This window comes from Halonotius pteroides, from assembly GCF_003605635.1.
GTDB lineage: Archaea > Halobacteriota > Halobacteria > Halobacteriales > Haloferacaceae > Halonotius > Halonotius pteroides.
The window spans coordinates 1-15,641 of record NZ_QMDW01000038.1 but is presented as its reverse complement, the minus strand read 5'-3'; the positions used below and the strand labels follow the sequence as shown (position 1 = coordinate 15,641).

Genomic DNA, 15,641 nt, shown 5'->3' with positions numbered 1-15,641 from the left:
CGAGTGCATATCTTCTCCAAGCAGACACTCAAACTAACCCGATGTGATCGACTGAGATTATCGTCGCTGCACAGGCGGTTGGTGGGGCGATCGGCAACCTCATCGCGATTCACAATGTGGTGGCCGCCCTCACCGTGGTTGGGCTTATCGGTGAGGAGGGACGCGTCATCCGTCTTGAGTTGATCCCAGTATTGTACTACGGCGTGGTCACGGGCATACTGACGCTCATTCTTGCCTTTGCCGTGGTACCGGCCGGGTTCTAAGGCGGACTCCCACCGCCTTCGCTTTCGAGAGGTACAAACAGCAGACGAGATACGGTGTCACACCGGGCGTGACCGATGCTGTGATCACGGCAGCAGTAGAACAACATTTATCATTAAAAACCGTTATAATTACACAGATGACCACAGATAGCATGAAATCAACAACTGAACAGTTCGTTGACCGACTCGAAGAATTCGGTGTGTCGTGGACAATCACACGTCCCGACGAGGCCGAAACGGCAATCACGTCGGCTGCAACAACGCCGGCAGTCGGTGTTTCCCCGGCGATCGACGGAGTGTCGCTCCCGCCGACCGTTGACCAAGCACTCTCCCCATCAACGCTGGATGCGGCCGCGACCGGGGTTACTGAGGCGACACTCGGCGTGGCCGACTATGGAAGTCTCGTGATCCCGACAACCCGGGCAGGCATCGAACCGGTCAGTCTGTTTGCTGACCAGCATATCGCTGTGCTCAGTGAACGCGATATCGTTCCGGGAATGGACGACGCGCTGGCCGAGCGTGGTGACGCCTTCCGCACTGACGACTGGAGTGGGATTATCGCAACCGGCCCCAGTGCGACCGCCGATATGGGCGCGCTGGTGACAGGAGCACACGGGCCAAAAACCGTTCACGCAATCATCGTCCAATCATGAGCTCAAACAACGCTTCGAATACAACCAAAGCAGCGCGTATCAACCACATCCTCGAAACAGAGGGTGATGCGGTCGCCGACAACACACAGGGGTTCAATCAGGGTCGCTACGACTCCGTCGCCAAGCTCGACGACTACGAGGGGCTCAAAACAGAGGCGCGGGCGATCAAGAAGGACGCCATCGAGCGACTTCCCGAACTCATCGATGACCTCCGGGATGCGATTGAGGCCAACGGCGGGACGCTGTATCTTGCCGACGACGCCGCCGACGCAAACGCGTATATCAGTGATGTTGTCGACGATGTCGGCGGTGAGCGCGTCGTCAAGAGCAAATCGATGACAAGCGAGGAGATCGAACTCAACGAGGCGCTGGCCGACAACGGTACCGATGTTGTCGAGACCGACCTCGGTGAGTGGGTACTCCAAGTTGCTGACGAGGCCCCCTCACACATTGTCGCGCCAGCGATCCACAAATCCCGGGATGGGATCGCCGACCTCTTTACCGAGCAGTTCGACCCCAACGAGTCGCTTGAAACCGCCGAGGATCTCACGATGTTCGCCCGCGAAAAGCTGGCCGAGATGATCACGGCGGCCGATGTCGGCGTCACGGGCGCAAACTTTGTGACCGCCGATTCAGGGACGATGGCACTCGTCACAAGCGAGGGTAACGCCCGCAAAACAATCACCGCCACTGACACCCATATCGCCGTTGCGGGCGTCGAAAAGGTGATTCCGACCGTCGAGGATCTCCACCCGTTTATCGAGCTGATCGGCCGCTCGGGAACCGGCCAAGACATCACCTCCTACATCTCGCTGCTCACGCCGCCGGTCGATTCGCCAACACTTGATTTCGATACCGATACACTCGGCTCAGCCGACGATCGGGCGTTCCATCTCGTGCTGATCGACAACGGACGGATGGCGATGCGTGACGACGACGAGCTCCGCGAAACGCTGTACTGTATCCGTTGTTCGGCGTGTTCGAACTCTTGTGCCAACTTCCAGCAGGTGGGTGGCCACGCATTCGGCGGCGAGACCTACTCCGGTGGGATCGCAACCGGCTGGGAGGCCGGTGTTGAGGGCCTCGACACCGCCGGGAAGTTCAACGACCTCTGTACCGGCTGTTCGCGGTGTGTCAACGCCTGTCCGGTTGGGATCGATATCCCATGGATCAACACGGTCGTCCGCGACCGGATCAACCGTGGCACCGACGCCGAACTTGACTGGCTTGTCGACGGGCTCACCCCGGATGCCGAGCCGGCTGGGCTTGATCTCGGCAAGCGGCTGTTTGGGAACTTCTCGACGCTTGCCCGGCTTGGCAGCGCGACAGCACCTATCTCAAACTGGCTCGCCAACAACCGTCTCTCCCGGCAGGTGATGGAGCGTGTTGCGGGGATCGATCAACGACGGGAACTACCATCGTTCCAGCGGGAGACGCTCCGAGACTGGATGGCAGACCGACCGTCTGTCGCTGATCCTGAACGCGAAATCGTGCTCTTTGCCGATGTCTACACAAACCATGTGCAGGTTGACCGCGGAAAGGCTGCGGTGCGTGTGCTTGAGGCACTCGACGTTGCGGTGCGGCTGGCAGATGTGCGTGCCAGCGGTCGCGCTCCACTGTCACAGGGGATGATCTCGACAGCCCAGACACACGCGGAGGCGGTCGCCGCAAACCTCACGCCACACATCTCGGCTGGCCGTGACGTGGTCGTAATCGAGCCCAGCGATCACGCCCTGTTCCAGCGGGAGTACGAAAAGCTCCTTGACGCCGAGAGCCACACACAGCTTGCCGACAACAGCTACGAGATCTTCGAGTATCTCTATGGGCTCCTAGCAAACGGGGCCGACGAGACGGCACTGTCGGCGGGTGACGGCGAAGAAATCGCTTACCACAGCCACTGCCAGCAGCGAACCCTCGGCGTCGATCGGTACACCGAGGCGGTGTTGGAGGATCTCGGCTACGATGTGGTGACCTCGGACGTTGAGTGCTGTGGGATGGCCGGAAGCTTCGGTTACAAGAAGGACTACTACGATGTCAGCATGGCCGTCGGTGAGGAGCTCACATCGCAGTTCACCACACCGGAGACCGACGATCGAACCGTCGTCGCCAGCGGCACCTCCTGTCTCGACCAGCTTGACGACCTACTGCAACGACCATCGAAACATCCGATCGAACTGCTCGCCACAGCGAGGCCAGCCTAACACCGGCTGAGTCGACTCAACAACCCATTGAACTCCAAGGCTACCCCCTCACGCCGTGTGACGTCGACAGCGTAGGCCAACAACACCGACCGCACGGCGTCGAGAAATCGGTCAACATCAACGGGGCCGTGGACGCGGACGACCTGTGTGTCTCCCGTCGAGGGCTCGATCGCGACCGCCTCGCGCCCGATCCAGCCGCCGTCGTACACCCGAAGCGTTTCAAGATCGTTGTACGGCAGTTTGGCCACAGTTTCGGCGGCTTCAAGCGCGGCTGCCAGCCCCTCCTGTTGATGTGGTCGACAAGGGCGGCTGCCCGACGCGACGGCGAGCCGACCGTGAGATCCAGTGGCGTCAGATAGCCATACTCCACGAGCAGCAGATGCTTCGACCGAAACAGCAGGTCAACCAATCGGAGCGGGAGGGCCCCCCGCATCGTGAAGCTGAGGTGAATGTGAACGGCCGCGGAGCCAGAGTTGGCAGAGTCTTGGTCGGTCATGAAAACCAGCCTCGTGCCCGCTTGGCGTCGTCGACGGTTCCAGCCGCTGCCATCTTTGCCCGCGCCACGCGATACATGACGGCGATCTGGATGACACCGTATCCGAGCCACAGAAGCCCACCGCCGACCTCGCTCCCGATAACGATCGCCTCCGTTTCAAAAATCCCCCACCCAAGCTGGGTTGAAAGGTAGATCCCGGTCAACAGCACGCTGAAGTAGCCGAAAAAGCCGGCAGCAAACCACATCGAAACGATGCGCCCCCACCCCGGCATCGTATGTTCAGGCAACCGTACCGTGTTGACCCACTGAACAGCAAGGATGTACGGCCACATCATCAGCCCGGACATCGACGCACCAACCACCAACAGCCCAAACGGGTTTTCAACCGACAGTGGCAAAAAAAGAATAACGATCCCCCACGCACAAAAAACGGTTAACAGCGTCCAAAACACCTGTGAGAGGCTCCAGCCCGCATCCCGCCCGTAGAGCTCGTAGATGATATCAGAGCTGTTCCGGACAAACGACTCAACGATGGCGTACTCGGTTGTGAACAGTGCTAAAAACAACAGCGCGTAGATCACGATGCTGGTAACTGACCCCACCACAGGGACGACCTCAACCAGCCAGATATCGACGGCTGTCCCGGTTGATCCGGCCGCATACGTGAACATGACAAGCGTGAGAATCGTTGTGACGACCACAAGCCCGAAAAAGAAGGTCAGCAAGTGCTCCAACTGAGTCACCCGCCACCACCCACGCCAGCGTTCAAGATTGACCCGGTTGGGCACGAACGAAAACCCGTTTCGATGAACCGTCTCGGGATCATCACCGGCAAATGGGTTTTTGATTCGCCCCTGATACCGTCCCATTCCGTACCCCTTTTCGCGAATCCACAGGCTCTGTGAGAGGTTGAGATAGCCCCCGGCACCGGCATAGGCCAACGCACCGAGCAGAATCGCGACAGTCTCAACCTGGAGCTGTTCACCGGAAAGCGTCAGATTTGTCGGCACCGACAGAGCTGTTTCGACTGACCCGACAAGAGCAAACAGCAGGATGGCGAGGCCGATCGAGACCGTCACAAGCAGGAGTTGGAGCTTCTCGACGACGTTGTACATCAGCGGAGCCATCTGGTATGTGAGCCAGATGAGCACCATGAGCGCGATCCCGAGCAGTCGCCAGCCATTGATCTCAGCACCGAGGATGCCGTAGGTTCCGAGCGAGAGCCCTGCGGCACCGATCTTGTCAGCACTGGCCGCCCACCCCGGCCATCCGAGTGAGAGAAACCCACCGAGCAGTAATGCCAGCGGAACCGTTGGGTGGAGCCTTTCCATCGCTCGAAAGATGCTTTCGCCTGTCGCCAGCGTCCACCGCTGGATCTCGGTGTTGACAACGAAGTGCACAAACGCCGCCAGCAGAAACAGGCCAAACAACGCCCAGCCAAACCGGGCGACGAGCGTCGGCCAAAACAGCGTTTCCCCGCTTCCCAGCGAGGCACCGAGCATGATCGCACTCGGCCCGACAACGTACTTTAGTTTTGGCACCTTTGGGAGGTCAGACCGTTTAAAATCCCCGTCGTCGCCTGTTTCGTTGTGTATTGGTGTCTGTGATGCCGTCTCAAGATTGTCGTAGGCGACCGGCGTGTAGGTCGATGTGGGGTAGGTTGCATCCGTCGGATCGGCGTAGATATCGCCGTCTGTCACCGGCTCTTTTTCGCCCGGCGACGCTGAATCTGAGTTATCCATTGACGATCTGCCCCCGTCGGAATGCTACCAACAGCGCCATAGGAATCTCACGCACAGCAGCCCGATCGATCCACACAGATCGGTCGGCTACGCCTGTGTACACGCTCATGCTCGTCGGAACTATCTCTTGACAAAGTACCAGACGTGGTCACGTTGCAACTCAACGTCGACACTCGGCAGATCGGCTAGCTCGGGTTCGATCATCTCCCACCATTCGTCGGCTGTTTTGCAGCCGGCAGTGTTGTCAGGGAAGACCGTTGTGAGAACCTCCATCTTGCTCGCCTCAGGGTTGTCCCTGATGTAGTCGTAGGCCGCCCGAAGGGCCTGTCGACGCGCTTTGAGAACCTCCCCAGAGCCAGGCAGCTCGGCGTTGGCGATCTGTGTATCGACTGTCGGGCCCCGCTGTGTCGACGCCACCGGCTCTGCACTGTTGGTGGCAATGGGCACCGGGATCCACCAGACACGGCTTCGAGCACCAACCTTTCGCGTTTCGAGAGCCCCTGTCTCCACCAGTTCGCCGAGTTTGTTGTGTGCGGTGCGACGAGAACAGTTGGCAGCATCCATCACGTCGCTTGCGGTCAGCGGTTTGGCCCGATCCGAGCGTTGCTCAAACACCGCCAGAACATCCGCCAGAGTAAATTCCATCTGTTGGGTCGCAGATAGGTGATCGCCTGAGCTGTCTGGTGGTTTGTCCATACAGTACCATAGTGCACACCTGTGTAATAGTTTTTCATTAATGATCATGAATTTTTATACGATCGCGGAACAAAATCTATATGTGACATCGATAGATATTGCTGTTCTTGATCAGACGATCCACGGAATGTCGGCGCGTGAGTATCGTGACACGCTCGATGGGCGGCTGTCGTCACAGACGGTCAAACTGGTTGCCACACCAGGTGAGTACGATGAACTCCTTCCGTCGGCACGGATCATCACGGGCTTCGAGATCGACGCCGAGGCGGTCGACCGAGCGACGAATCTTGAGCTGTTTGCGTGTACCTTTGCCGGAACGGATCATCTACCGCTCAGCGCGTTCGAAGCAAACGACGTACAGGTGACCAACGCCTCCGGCGTCCACGGGCCGAACGCTGCCGAACAGGTGCTCGCCTCTGTGTTGTCATTTGCACGTGGCCTCGATCATGGTTGGGCCCAATCACAGGCGGGCACATGGAGCCACTATCAGACGGATGAACTGTACGGCTCGACAGTTACCGTTGTGGGGATGGGGTCGATCGGCGGCGCGATCATCGACCGGCTTGCTCCGTTCGGCGTCGAAACCATCGGGGTTCGCAACTCACCATCGAAAGGGGGTAATGCCGATACGGTCGTCGGGATCGAGGAGCTACCCGAAATCCTGCCACGCACGGACTATCTCGTACTTGCGTGTCCGCTAACCGAGGAAACCGCACAGCTAGTGGATACGGCGGCTCTCGAACGGCTGCCACCGGATAGCGTCGTCGTCAACATCGCACGCGGACAAGTGGTCGACACTGACGCGTTGCATGCTGCACTCCAGACGAACGAGCTTCGCGGGGCGGCCCTTGATGTGACCGATCCGGAACCGCTGCCGGACGACCACCCGCTGTGGAGCCACAACAACTGTCTGATCACGCCACACAACGCCGGGCATACGCCACGCTACTGGAACCGGATGGCAGACATTATCGCTGAGAATGTCGACCGACTGGAGACCGACGAGCCGCTTCGGAATCAGGCAAAGTGAAAAACGGCGACCCCGGGGTGTTAGGCTACCGAACTGGTGAGGCCGACGCCAAGTGCGTCGTTTGTTAGCTGGCGGCTCGTCTCGGCGTCAGTATCTGTTGCCAGCGCGCGGATCGCATCGATGTTTTCGGGTATCACGTCGGCCTGCTGGTGAATGGCCTGCAGCAGCGAGAGCGACCGACCGTCGACGGAAAGTGAGTCCGACCAAACACAGTTTTCCCACACATCGCCGCGCGGTCGCCCCCGGTCGTGGGCTGACTCCCGCAGATCCGCACAGCTATCCTGCCCGCAGCCACTGGTGATGAGTTCGACGCGACGCTCGTCACCCAGACAGGTGCGAACAGCATCAGTACGCGGCGCGCGCTCCAGACGCACCGTGAGGCTGTGGAGATGCATCAGCGTCGCCGGCACCGTCACACCCTTGCTCATCACCTCAATCGTGGGCAACACGGTTTGGAGGTCGGACGCGTGGTGTGAGGGGACGGTCACGGGGTCGGGTAAAATATCGTTGATCGGCCCCCGATCCGACTGGGTTGGATCACCACCACGGCGGATCAGTGTACAGTCGACCGACTCAACGCCGAACTGCTCGTTGAGCGGCGAGAGAAGGCGAGCCAGTCCTGTTGTGTTACACGATACCACCCGCGTTGATCGCTGACCGACCGTTTCCTCATAGTTGGCTCGGGCACAGAAACTCGCCGGTGCCACGGTTGACTCCTCACCGCCCTGAAACACGACTGCCGTGTCGGTGGAAGTATACGTTGATGCGTTGGCCGCACCGACGCCAGCGGGCCTCGCATCAACGACGACATCGCTCTCGGCGATCAGCGCCTCTGTATTGCCCGTGACAGGCACGTCGCAACCCCCGGTCGCGTTTTCCGCACCAGTCTCGGGGGTATACATTTTGAACCCACGGTCGACCGCCGCCGCCGCCTCGTGATCCAGTGAGCGTTTGCTCACACCGACGACAGCCATATCCGACTGTGCGTCGACCGCAGTCGCAACCCGCTTTCCGATCGTTCCGTAGCCGTTGACTCCAACGTGAATCATCGACTCTCCACCCGACGCCGCATTAAGGACGGCTGTCTCCGGTATGTGCCGTCGATCCCATCGGCTTCGCTGGTGAGTAACTGACGCTTTTGATACAACTGTTGTGACGCCTCAGTAGTAGGCATCAACTACCGTTACTGACCTCAGGGTAAAAAGAGTACTCTGACTCATAATTCAGTTAATTTACCGCCGTTCTGCAGACAAATATAATTTATAAGTCATATTAAATATATAAATGGTGGTCAAATCAGGTCGACGACACACAGGGTTTTGAGGTCGTGATAACTGTGCCCACGCCGGTTTTAAATACCTAAATGATAATACATGAGGTATGTCGCACGTTCTCCGACTAACTGATCAAAAAAATGACCGTTCCAATGCAGGCGGTAAAGCGATGTCACTTCATGAATTGCATCAGACCGGGGCGGATGTGCCAAATGGGTTTACCGTGACAACGCAGTCATACAGAGATCATATTCAAAAGATCGCGCTTGGTGACGTGGACACATATCTCTCGACCGGTGATATCGACACCAAATCAGCTGAGCTGCGAGATGAGATATTGACCACGCCAGTCCCAACTGCTGTGTCGGATCGAATTCTCGGGATCTACGATGAAGAGTTTGCTGACGATGACCGGGTTGCCGTCCGCTCGTCGGCCACAGCAGAAGACATGGAGGATGCGTCGTTTGCAGGCCAGCAAGACACGTATCTGAATGTGCAGCGTGACGATTTAATCGAACGCGTCAAGGAGTGTTGGGCATCGTTGTTCACCAAGCGGGCGTGTGTTTACAGAGAACGGAACGACATCTCTCACGAGGACGCCGAGATGGCCGTTGTTGTCCAAGAAATGGTCGATGCGACAATCAGTGGCGTGCTGTTCACTAACGATCCTGTCAGTGGCGACGACGAGATGACGATCGAATCCGCTTGGGGGCTTGGTGAGGGGGTCGTTTCCGGCGAAGTCACACCAGATCGGTTCGTTGTTGACGGCGATACCGGTAATCTGATTACAACAGACCTCTCGACAAAACGGCAGCAGTACACATGGAACGGGGATGAAACGGAGCTGATTGCGGTGGCTGAGGGAAAACAAGAGGTAAGAACGCTGACCGACGACCAGATACAGGCCCTCTGGACGAAAGCACAAGAGATCACCGACTACTTTAGGGAACCACAGGATATTGAGTGGGCGATCGACGACGGGGAGTTATACATTCTTCAATCACGGCCGATCACGTCGATTACCAGCAGCGCGACGGCTGACACCGAGACCGGTGTGCTCGTTGAAGGCCTCGGGGCGAGTCCGGGAACCGCAGCGGGAACGGTGCGGTTTATCAGGCAAATCGACGAAACAGACCGTGTCACCGGTGATGATATTCTCGTTACAAGCGTTACAACTCCGGATATGGTTCCAGCTATGCAACGAGCAGCTGCGGTTATCACCGATGAGGGCGGGATGACGAGCCACGCAGCGATTGTCTCACGGGAACTCGGTGTACCGTCGGTTGTGGGTGCAACTAACGCAACTAAGATCCTGAATGACGGACAAGAGGTGACCGTCGACGGCGAGAAAGGCGTTATTACAGCGGGCGCGGAGACAGACTCAGCCGAAGAACAGACCGATGATATAGAAGCGCTGCGACCGGAGACGCCGGTCACACCGATGACAGCGACAGATATCAAGGTCAACGTCTCACTCCCACAAGCTGCCGAGCGAGGGGCCGCAACGGGTGCTGATGGGGTGGGACTACTTCGGTTGGAGCACCTGATTTTAGGGCTTGAACAAACGCCGACAAGTTATATCGAAGAGCATGGTGAAAATGCGTTTGTCAACGAACTCGTCGAAGGCATTCAGACAGTTGCCGACGAGTTTTACGCCAGACCGGTTCGCATTCGGACGCTGGATGCGCCAACCGACGAGTTCCGCAAGCTAGAGGGTGGCGAATCGGAACCCGTTGAGGACAATCCAATGCTCGGCCACCGTGGGATCAGGCGGTCGCTGGAGACAGAGACTGTCTTTCGGTATCAACTAGAGGCATTCAAGCGACTGCGAGAGGTTGGCTACGACAATGTCGAGATTATGTTTCCACTTGTTAATGATGCCGACGATGTCGATGCGATCATACAGCTTATGTCGGATGTTGGGATCGATACAAGCAAAACACGGTGGGGTGTCATGATCGAGACGCCTGCCGCCGCGTTGCAGGTTGAATCAATTACCGATCGACCGATCGATTTCGTTTCGTTTGGCACAAACGATCTGACACAGTATACTCTCGCCGTCGACCGGAACAACGAGCGTGTCGCCGACCGCTTTGATGAAACACACGACTCAGTTGTGACACTCATCAAAGATGTTATCGAGGTGTGTCGGGCCAAGGATGTCGATACGAGCATCTGCGGTGAGGCAGCGTCGAAAACTACAATGATCCGACAGCTGATCGATTCGGGCGTCACCTCACTCAGCGTAAATATCGATGCGGTTCGAGATACCCAACATGAGGTGAAGCGGCGTGAACAACGGCTGATTCTTGATTCCGCTCTTGAGGATCGCACAGGCTGAACCGACAGCCATCTGTGTGCAACTGAGCCGTTGACACGTTTTACTTGTGTTTCATTGACTGTGGATACACCGTCATCGGGCTGGTGAACGCATCACATCAACGAGGCGACTACCCAGGCGTTGACATCGAAACAGTTCACTACCCGTTGTTAGCAGCACCGATGGTTGCATTCACTGATTTTCAGAAACGGCAGGTTGGGCATATAAGTTGTGCCAGGTCAGTCGAGTGCGGCAGCAACTTTCTCTATCGGGTGCGGAGGTTTACCATACTGTTGTTCGTAGTCAGCGAGTTGTGTCCGACAGGAGGTTCCGGGGGCGACAACCTCTGTTGCCGGTGAGTCATCGACCGCATCAAACAACATCCGACCAATCGCCTGACTCATCGAGTAGTGCTCGGCCTCATAGCCGAAAGAACCAGCCATTCCACAACAGGTGGTATCGAGTACATCAACATCGTATCCAGTCCGCCGGAGCACGCCGACCGCGTGGTGTTCCCGACTGGCGGCGGTCTGATGACAGTGACCATGGTACGACAACGTCGCCTCGGCGTCGGCGTCGAGTGCGTCGTCCAGCCAAAAGGTATCAATATACTCCATGACACTGTAGGTGTTGTCGGCGACAGCAGCAACATCCTCGCCTGAAAGCAGATCCAGATAATCCTCTTGGTACATAACAGAATCACTGGGTTCGACGCTCACGATATCCCAGCCGTCAGCAACACGCGGGGCGAGTTCGGCAACGTTCGCCTCGGCGGTTTCACGCGCGCTATCAACCATCCCTTTCGAGTGAGCTGGCCGACCGCTGTCGGTTACGGTCTCCGAGACCACAACATAGACACCGGCGGCCTCCAGTGTCCGAACCGCGGCCTTGCCGACCTTGGGTTGGGTGTAGTTTGTATAGGGATCAGCAATCAGTAGTGCCTTCCGCTCGGCTTCAGCCTCACTGACAGCTGGTGTCCGCGATCGAGCCCACTTTTGTAGTGTCCCACGTTTGAACGTAGGCAGGTCACGCTCGCGGGCGATACCGAGGGTTTTCTCCATGAGTAGGCTGCTGCCGGGGAGTTTTGTTGCCAGATTTGACAGCGGGGCAAACGTGCTCCCAAGACTGTAGAGAGATTCAACATTGGCAAACAGTTTATCACGCAGTGGAATCCCCTCTCGTTGGTGTTTTTCATGTTTGACCTCGGTCTTGAGCTTCGCCATATCGACGCCACTCGGGCAGTCCCGCTTACAGCCCTTACAGCCAATACAGAGATCCATCACCTCATGGATGAACTCGTCGTCGAAAACATCGTCCGGAAGGTCGCCACTCATTGACCGCCGGAGCATATTTGCCCGCCCCCGTGTCGAGGTGATCTCTTCGTTTTCGGTCGCCCGATAGGTCGGACACATGACACCGCCTGTTGTATCCTGGTGGCCTTCACAGCCGCCACACCCGTGACAGAGTTCAGTCATCCCTTGGAAGCCGTTGTCATTGTCCCAGTTGAGGCTCGGCTCAAAGCCGGCCTCAAAGCTGTAGTCGTCATCGTATCGGAGATTCTCGGTTGGATCTGAGTCACCACAAACATTGCCCGGGTTCAACAACCATTGTGGGTCAAACGCCGTTTTGAGCCGCCTGAAAGCCTCCCAGAGGTCGTCATCGTAGAGCTTCTTGTTCCACGTTGTTCTGGCCCGCCCATCGCCGTGTTCGCCCGACACAGAGCCGCCGTACTCGATGACAAGATCGGTGACAGCATCCGAAATTTCCAACATCGTTTCGACCCCATCCTCAGATTTGAGATTCAACAGCGGCCGGATATGCAGAACCCCCGGCCCGGCGTGGGCGTAGTAGGACGCAAACGTGTCGTACTCCGCAAACAGTTCTTGAATGTCGGCGACATACTCAGGGAGGTTTTCGGCCGGCACGGCGGTATCCTCGACAAACGGCCAGTGTTTCTCATCGCCAGTCCGTGACAACAGAATCGGTAGCCCGGCTTTCCGCATTTTCCAGAATTTGGCCTGTCGGCCGTCGTCGTATGCTTCTAACGCGTCGGTAGCGTTGATCGCTTCATCGGTTGTGATCCTGTCGCTGTTGGCGTCGACGGCCGGTTCGTAGCTCGGCAGCCGGTCGGCCAGTAGGTCTGCGATCTTCTGTTTGCCGTCGGTAACCGAGTCGGCATAAAACTCAACGAGCAGCGTTGAGTCAGTGTTATCTGGAAGAATATCCACGACCGATTCGAACTCGGCGGTCTCACGGGCCAAATCGAGCAAAACATCGTCCATCACCTCGACAGCCGCTGGATCGTGATCCAGGATTGGAGCAACATCTTCCATCGCTGTAAGCACGTCATCGTAGGTCAACAACACAACTGCGGTCTCGTTGGGGACAGGTTCTAGGGAGACAGTCGCCTCGGTGACGATTCCCAAGGTGCCCTCGCTCCCAGCCAACAAGCGGCCAACATTCACTTTCCCGCGCTCGTCGGCGTCCTCCAGCAGTTTATCAAAGTTGTATCCCGAGACGTTTCGCATCAGATTCGGGTATTTTTCCTTGATGGCGTCACGCCTGTTTTGTAGCACATCAGATACGACCGCATACACCTGCTCTTTGATTCCGTCATCATCGGTGACTCCGGCAGCGCGCTCATGGAGTTCTTCGGTGTCCATCCAGCCGAAGGTAGTTACGGTTCCGTCGGCGAGGACGACCTCGATCGATTCGAGGTATCCGTCAGCCTTCTCATATTTCAGGGAGTGAGCACCGGTGGTATTATTTCCAATACAGCCGCCGAGCACGCTTTTGTCACCCCATGCCGGGTCAGGAGCATATTTGAGGCCATGTTCCGACAGTTGGTCATTGAGTTGGGCCAGCGTGATGCCCGGTTCGGCGGTCACCGTTTGGGCGTCGGGGTCGACTTTGACGATATCGTTGAGTCGCTTTTTGAAGTCGAGAACGACCGCTTCGTTGACAGCCTGGCCGGCGAGGCTTGTGCCGCCACCCCGCGGCAAAACGGGGATCTCATTGTCGGCACAGTAGGTCATAACTGCTTTTACATCGGCTGTCGATTCGGGGACGACGACACCGATTGGGAGTTGTTGATACGCGCTGGCGTCAGTCGCAAACAAGTTGCGGGTATAGCTGTCAAAGCGGACATCGCCGTCGACGAGAGCCTCAAGATCAGCGACAAGTTCTGGCTCTTCAATCTCATCGCTCCGATAATCGTAATTGCTTCGTGAATCATCAGCTGGATCTGGCTGTGGATCGGTTGGCGGTGTTGTCTTACTCATGAGCTACCGTGATCTACTAATTGAATCCCTCATGAATGAACCTGTGGTTAGTCGTAAGACTGCAGGACTCCAGTGTTTGTATAGTGACCGTGTTATCCGGCGTTGACCGGCGAAAGATCAACAAAGGAAATCGCTCTTGTGGCGGAGATTGTTGGTGAGTCATAGTGTAGCTTCAATAAAAGTCCGTTATAGGTAACGTTATAATTGGCCTTTCTGGGGCGTGAAAACACACGGAACACTTGCAGGGTGGTGTGAATCACTCAATGCTGGACACTTGCAGAGTGGTGTATGTATACTGGCCGTGTTTAATCACTATACAGCGTCGGGTTTGGTCGTCAGAATAACGGCGTTGAAGCGAGAGACTGCGTAATGTGGCCACGCTGATCTCTCGCTTCACTGAACGAGTTACCTTCGCAGTCAAGGCGGTGGTGCAGAAGGCCTCACAAGGGAGCGGTAGGACAAATCTGATGTGTCGAAGACCAGTTCTGTCCTACCGGAAAACAATACAGTCGAACAGGTCTTCAAGACACTGGAAACGGAGACAACGGCACTGTTTGAACAGCTTGACCTCTCGTTTCTCATGGACTATGCCGTGTTCACCCCCGATTCGAGGGGGCGAACACGGGTTCATCAGCCACCGGAACTTCTGAAAGGTGTCCTGCACTGCTTCTATCACGACATCTACGGACTGCGGCCAATGGCACGAGAACTCCGGAATGAAGATGTCTGGCGACAGTGTGGCTTCGAGCGCCCACCGTCCCGGTGGACGCTCTCACGGTTCATCACCGACTTCGCTTTTGTCGCAGAAAATGTCTTCATCACGTTAGTCCACGAGCTTGCCGAGCAGGTACCGCTCGGCAAGCTCTTCCGGATCGATGGGACAGATATTCCGGTCGATCACCGTGACGAGGACGCTGACTGGAACTATGATCTCACAGAAGACGACTATTACTACGGGTATGGCTGCTGTGTCGTCACTGCAGCACACAACATTCCGGTCGCAGCAGCGTTCACTCCAGCGAAGAAGGTCGATGAGGAGACGGCGATGCGCGTCACGCGTGACGCGCTCGCCGTCGACACCCCACGCTGGTTCCTCGGTGATTCAGAGTTCGATATGCTGGGATGGCACGACTGGCTGCTAGAGCAGTCAGCCGTGCCGATAGCGCCGTACAACCCACGGAATACGGACGATCCACCAGACATAGAATATCGCGTCGAAGAGCGAATCAAAGAACACAGCGACACTGTTCGTCTCTGGCAGCACCAACTCAACGAGACGTATGCAGAACGCTCGCGAGTTGAAACAGCGATTGGCGTCTGCAAGGATCTCGGCCTCGGGACCCCGCGATCCGAGGCCGAGTACGAGTCAAGTCTCATGTCTTCATCGCTCTTTGCCTGCGATTGGCTGTCGCACTCGCCAATCACCATCGAGGAAACGATGTCGCTAGCCCAACCATCACGCTATGAGAACAGTTCTGCACCACTGCCTACGGTTCTCGTTAATTTCCCCGTGAGAAACATCGTTTCCCGTGGATCTTACCCCACTCTCCTGATTGGGTTTCACTCTCGCTAGTTGTCCACTCTCTCGATGGCGGCGGCAGCAAGAGTCCGGTCTGACATGGTAAGGACGCTGATACGAGGCGAAGTACACTTCTGATGCCACGGAGAGTAGAGGAAGAATCACA

The 15,641-nt window shown here is 57.0% G+C and carries 9 protein-coding genes and 2 pseudogenes; 6 read left to right on the top strand and 5 right to left on the bottom strand.

What is annotated here, in order from left to right; translation table 11 throughout:
• Positions 1-50: 50 nt before the first annotated feature.
• The 3 genes and pseudogenes from DP106_RS14470 to DP106_RS14460 form a co-directional block, all read left to right on the top strand.
• A pseudogene (locus tag DP106_RS14470) lies at positions 51-263 on the top strand (L-lactate permease); the annotation flags it as partial.
• 152 nt (positions 264-415) lie between these two features.
• The gene (locus DP106_RS14465) at positions 416-916 is read left to right on the top strand and encodes an LUD domain-containing protein (protein ID WP_240625454.1); all 501 of its coding nucleotides are present in this window, start codon (positions 416-418) and stop codon (positions 914-916) included.
• The gene (locus tag DP106_RS14460; RefSeq protein ID WP_120086460.1) at positions 913-3,117 is read left to right on the top strand and encodes an LUD domain-containing protein; all 2,205 of its coding nucleotides are present in this window, start codon (positions 913-915) and stop codon (positions 3,115-3,117) included. Before DP106_RS14465 ends, DP106_RS14460 begins: the two co-directional genes overlap by 4 nt.
• On the opposite strand, the gene DP106_RS14455 is transcribed toward DP106_RS14460, so the two are convergent.
• The 3 genes from DP106_RS14455 to DP106_RS14445 form a co-directional block, all read right to left on the bottom strand.
• Positions 3,114-3,365, bottom strand: a complete 252-nt coding sequence (locus DP106_RS14455) for a hypothetical protein (RefSeq protein WP_120086459.1) — start codon at positions 3,363-3,365, stop codon at positions 3,114-3,116. The genes DP106_RS14460 and DP106_RS14455 overlap by 4 nt on opposite strands.
• Positions 3,366-3,609: 244 nt before the next feature.
• Positions 3,610-5,355: an Nramp family divalent metal transporter gene (locus DP106_RS14450; RefSeq protein WP_120086457.1), complete on the bottom strand. Its 1,746-nt coding sequence runs from the start codon at positions 5,353-5,355 to the stop codon at positions 3,610-3,612.
• 120 nt (positions 5,356-5,475) lie between these two features.
• A complete protein-coding gene (locus DP106_RS14445; protein WP_120086455.1) occupies positions 5,476-6,051 on the bottom strand; it encodes a helix-turn-helix transcriptional regulator in 576 nt (191 codons plus the stop codon).
• 82 nt (positions 6,052-6,133) lie between these two features.
• Here DP106_RS14445 and DP106_RS14440 point away from each other — a divergent pair, with 82 nt between their 5' ends.
• The gene (locus DP106_RS14440) at positions 6,134-7,081 is read left to right on the top strand and encodes a D-2-hydroxyacid dehydrogenase (RefSeq protein ID WP_120086464.1); all 948 of its coding nucleotides are present in this window, start codon (positions 6,134-6,136) and stop codon (positions 7,079-7,081) included.
• Positions 7,082-7,101: 20 nt separating this feature from the next.
• Here the strand turns inward: DP106_RS14440 and DP106_RS14435 are convergent, their stop codons facing one another.
• On the bottom strand, positions 7,102-8,130 hold the full coding sequence (locus DP106_RS14435) for a type II glyceraldehyde-3-phosphate dehydrogenase (protein WP_120086453.1): 1,029 nt from the start codon (positions 8,128-8,130) through the stop codon (positions 7,102-7,104).
• A 331-nt stretch (positions 8,131-8,461) separates the two neighbouring features.
• Here DP106_RS14435 and ppsA point away from each other — a divergent pair, with 331 nt between their 5' ends.
• Complete coding sequence (ppsA, locus tag DP106_RS14430) at positions 8,462-10,696, top strand: phosphoenolpyruvate synthase (protein WP_120086451.1); 2,235 nt, start codon at positions 8,462-8,464, stop codon at positions 10,694-10,696.
• 218 nt (positions 10,697-10,914) lie between these two features.
• Here the strand turns inward: ppsA and DP106_RS14425 are convergent, their stop codons facing one another.
• The gene (locus DP106_RS14425) at positions 10,915-13,956 is read right to left on the bottom strand and encodes an FAD-binding and (Fe-S)-binding domain-containing protein (protein WP_120086449.1); all 3,042 of its coding nucleotides are present in this window, start codon (positions 13,954-13,956) and stop codon (positions 10,915-10,917) included.
• Positions 13,957-14,425: 469 nt separating this feature from the next.
• Between DP106_RS14425 and DP106_RS14420 the strand changes: the two are divergent.
• A pseudogene (locus DP106_RS14420) lies at positions 14,426-15,423 on the top strand (transposase).
• Positions 15,424-15,641 lie beyond the last annotated feature (218 nt).

What these genes read in the sequence shown, in the direction of transcription:
- DP106_RS14460 (WP_120086460.1), top strand. Translation starts at nt 913, where the DNA reads ATGAGCTCAAACAACGCTTCGAATACAACCAAAGCAGCGCGTATCAAC.
- DP106_RS14450 (WP_120086457.1), bottom strand. Translation starts at nt 5,355, where the DNA reads ATGGATAACTCAGATTCAGCGTCGCCGGGCGAAAAAGAGCCGGTGACA.
- ppsA (WP_120086451.1), top strand. Translation starts at nt 8,462, where the DNA reads ATGTCGCACGTTCTCCGACTAACTGATCAAAAAAATGACCGTTCCAAT.
- DP106_RS14445 (WP_120086455.1), bottom strand. Translation starts at nt 6,051, where the DNA reads ATGGACAAACCACCAGACAGCTCAGGCGATCACCTATCTGCGACCCAA.
- DP106_RS14465 (WP_240625454.1), top strand. Translation starts at nt 416, where the DNA reads ATGAAATCAACAACTGAACAGTTCGTTGACCGACTCGAAGAATTCGGT.
- DP106_RS14435 (WP_120086453.1), bottom strand. Translation starts at nt 8,130, where the DNA reads ATGATTCACGTTGGAGTCAACGGCTACGGAACGATCGGAAAGCGGGTT.
- DP106_RS14425 (WP_120086449.1), bottom strand. Translation starts at nt 13,956, where the DNA reads ATGAGTAAGACAACACCGCCAACCGATCCACAGCCAGATCCAGCTGAT.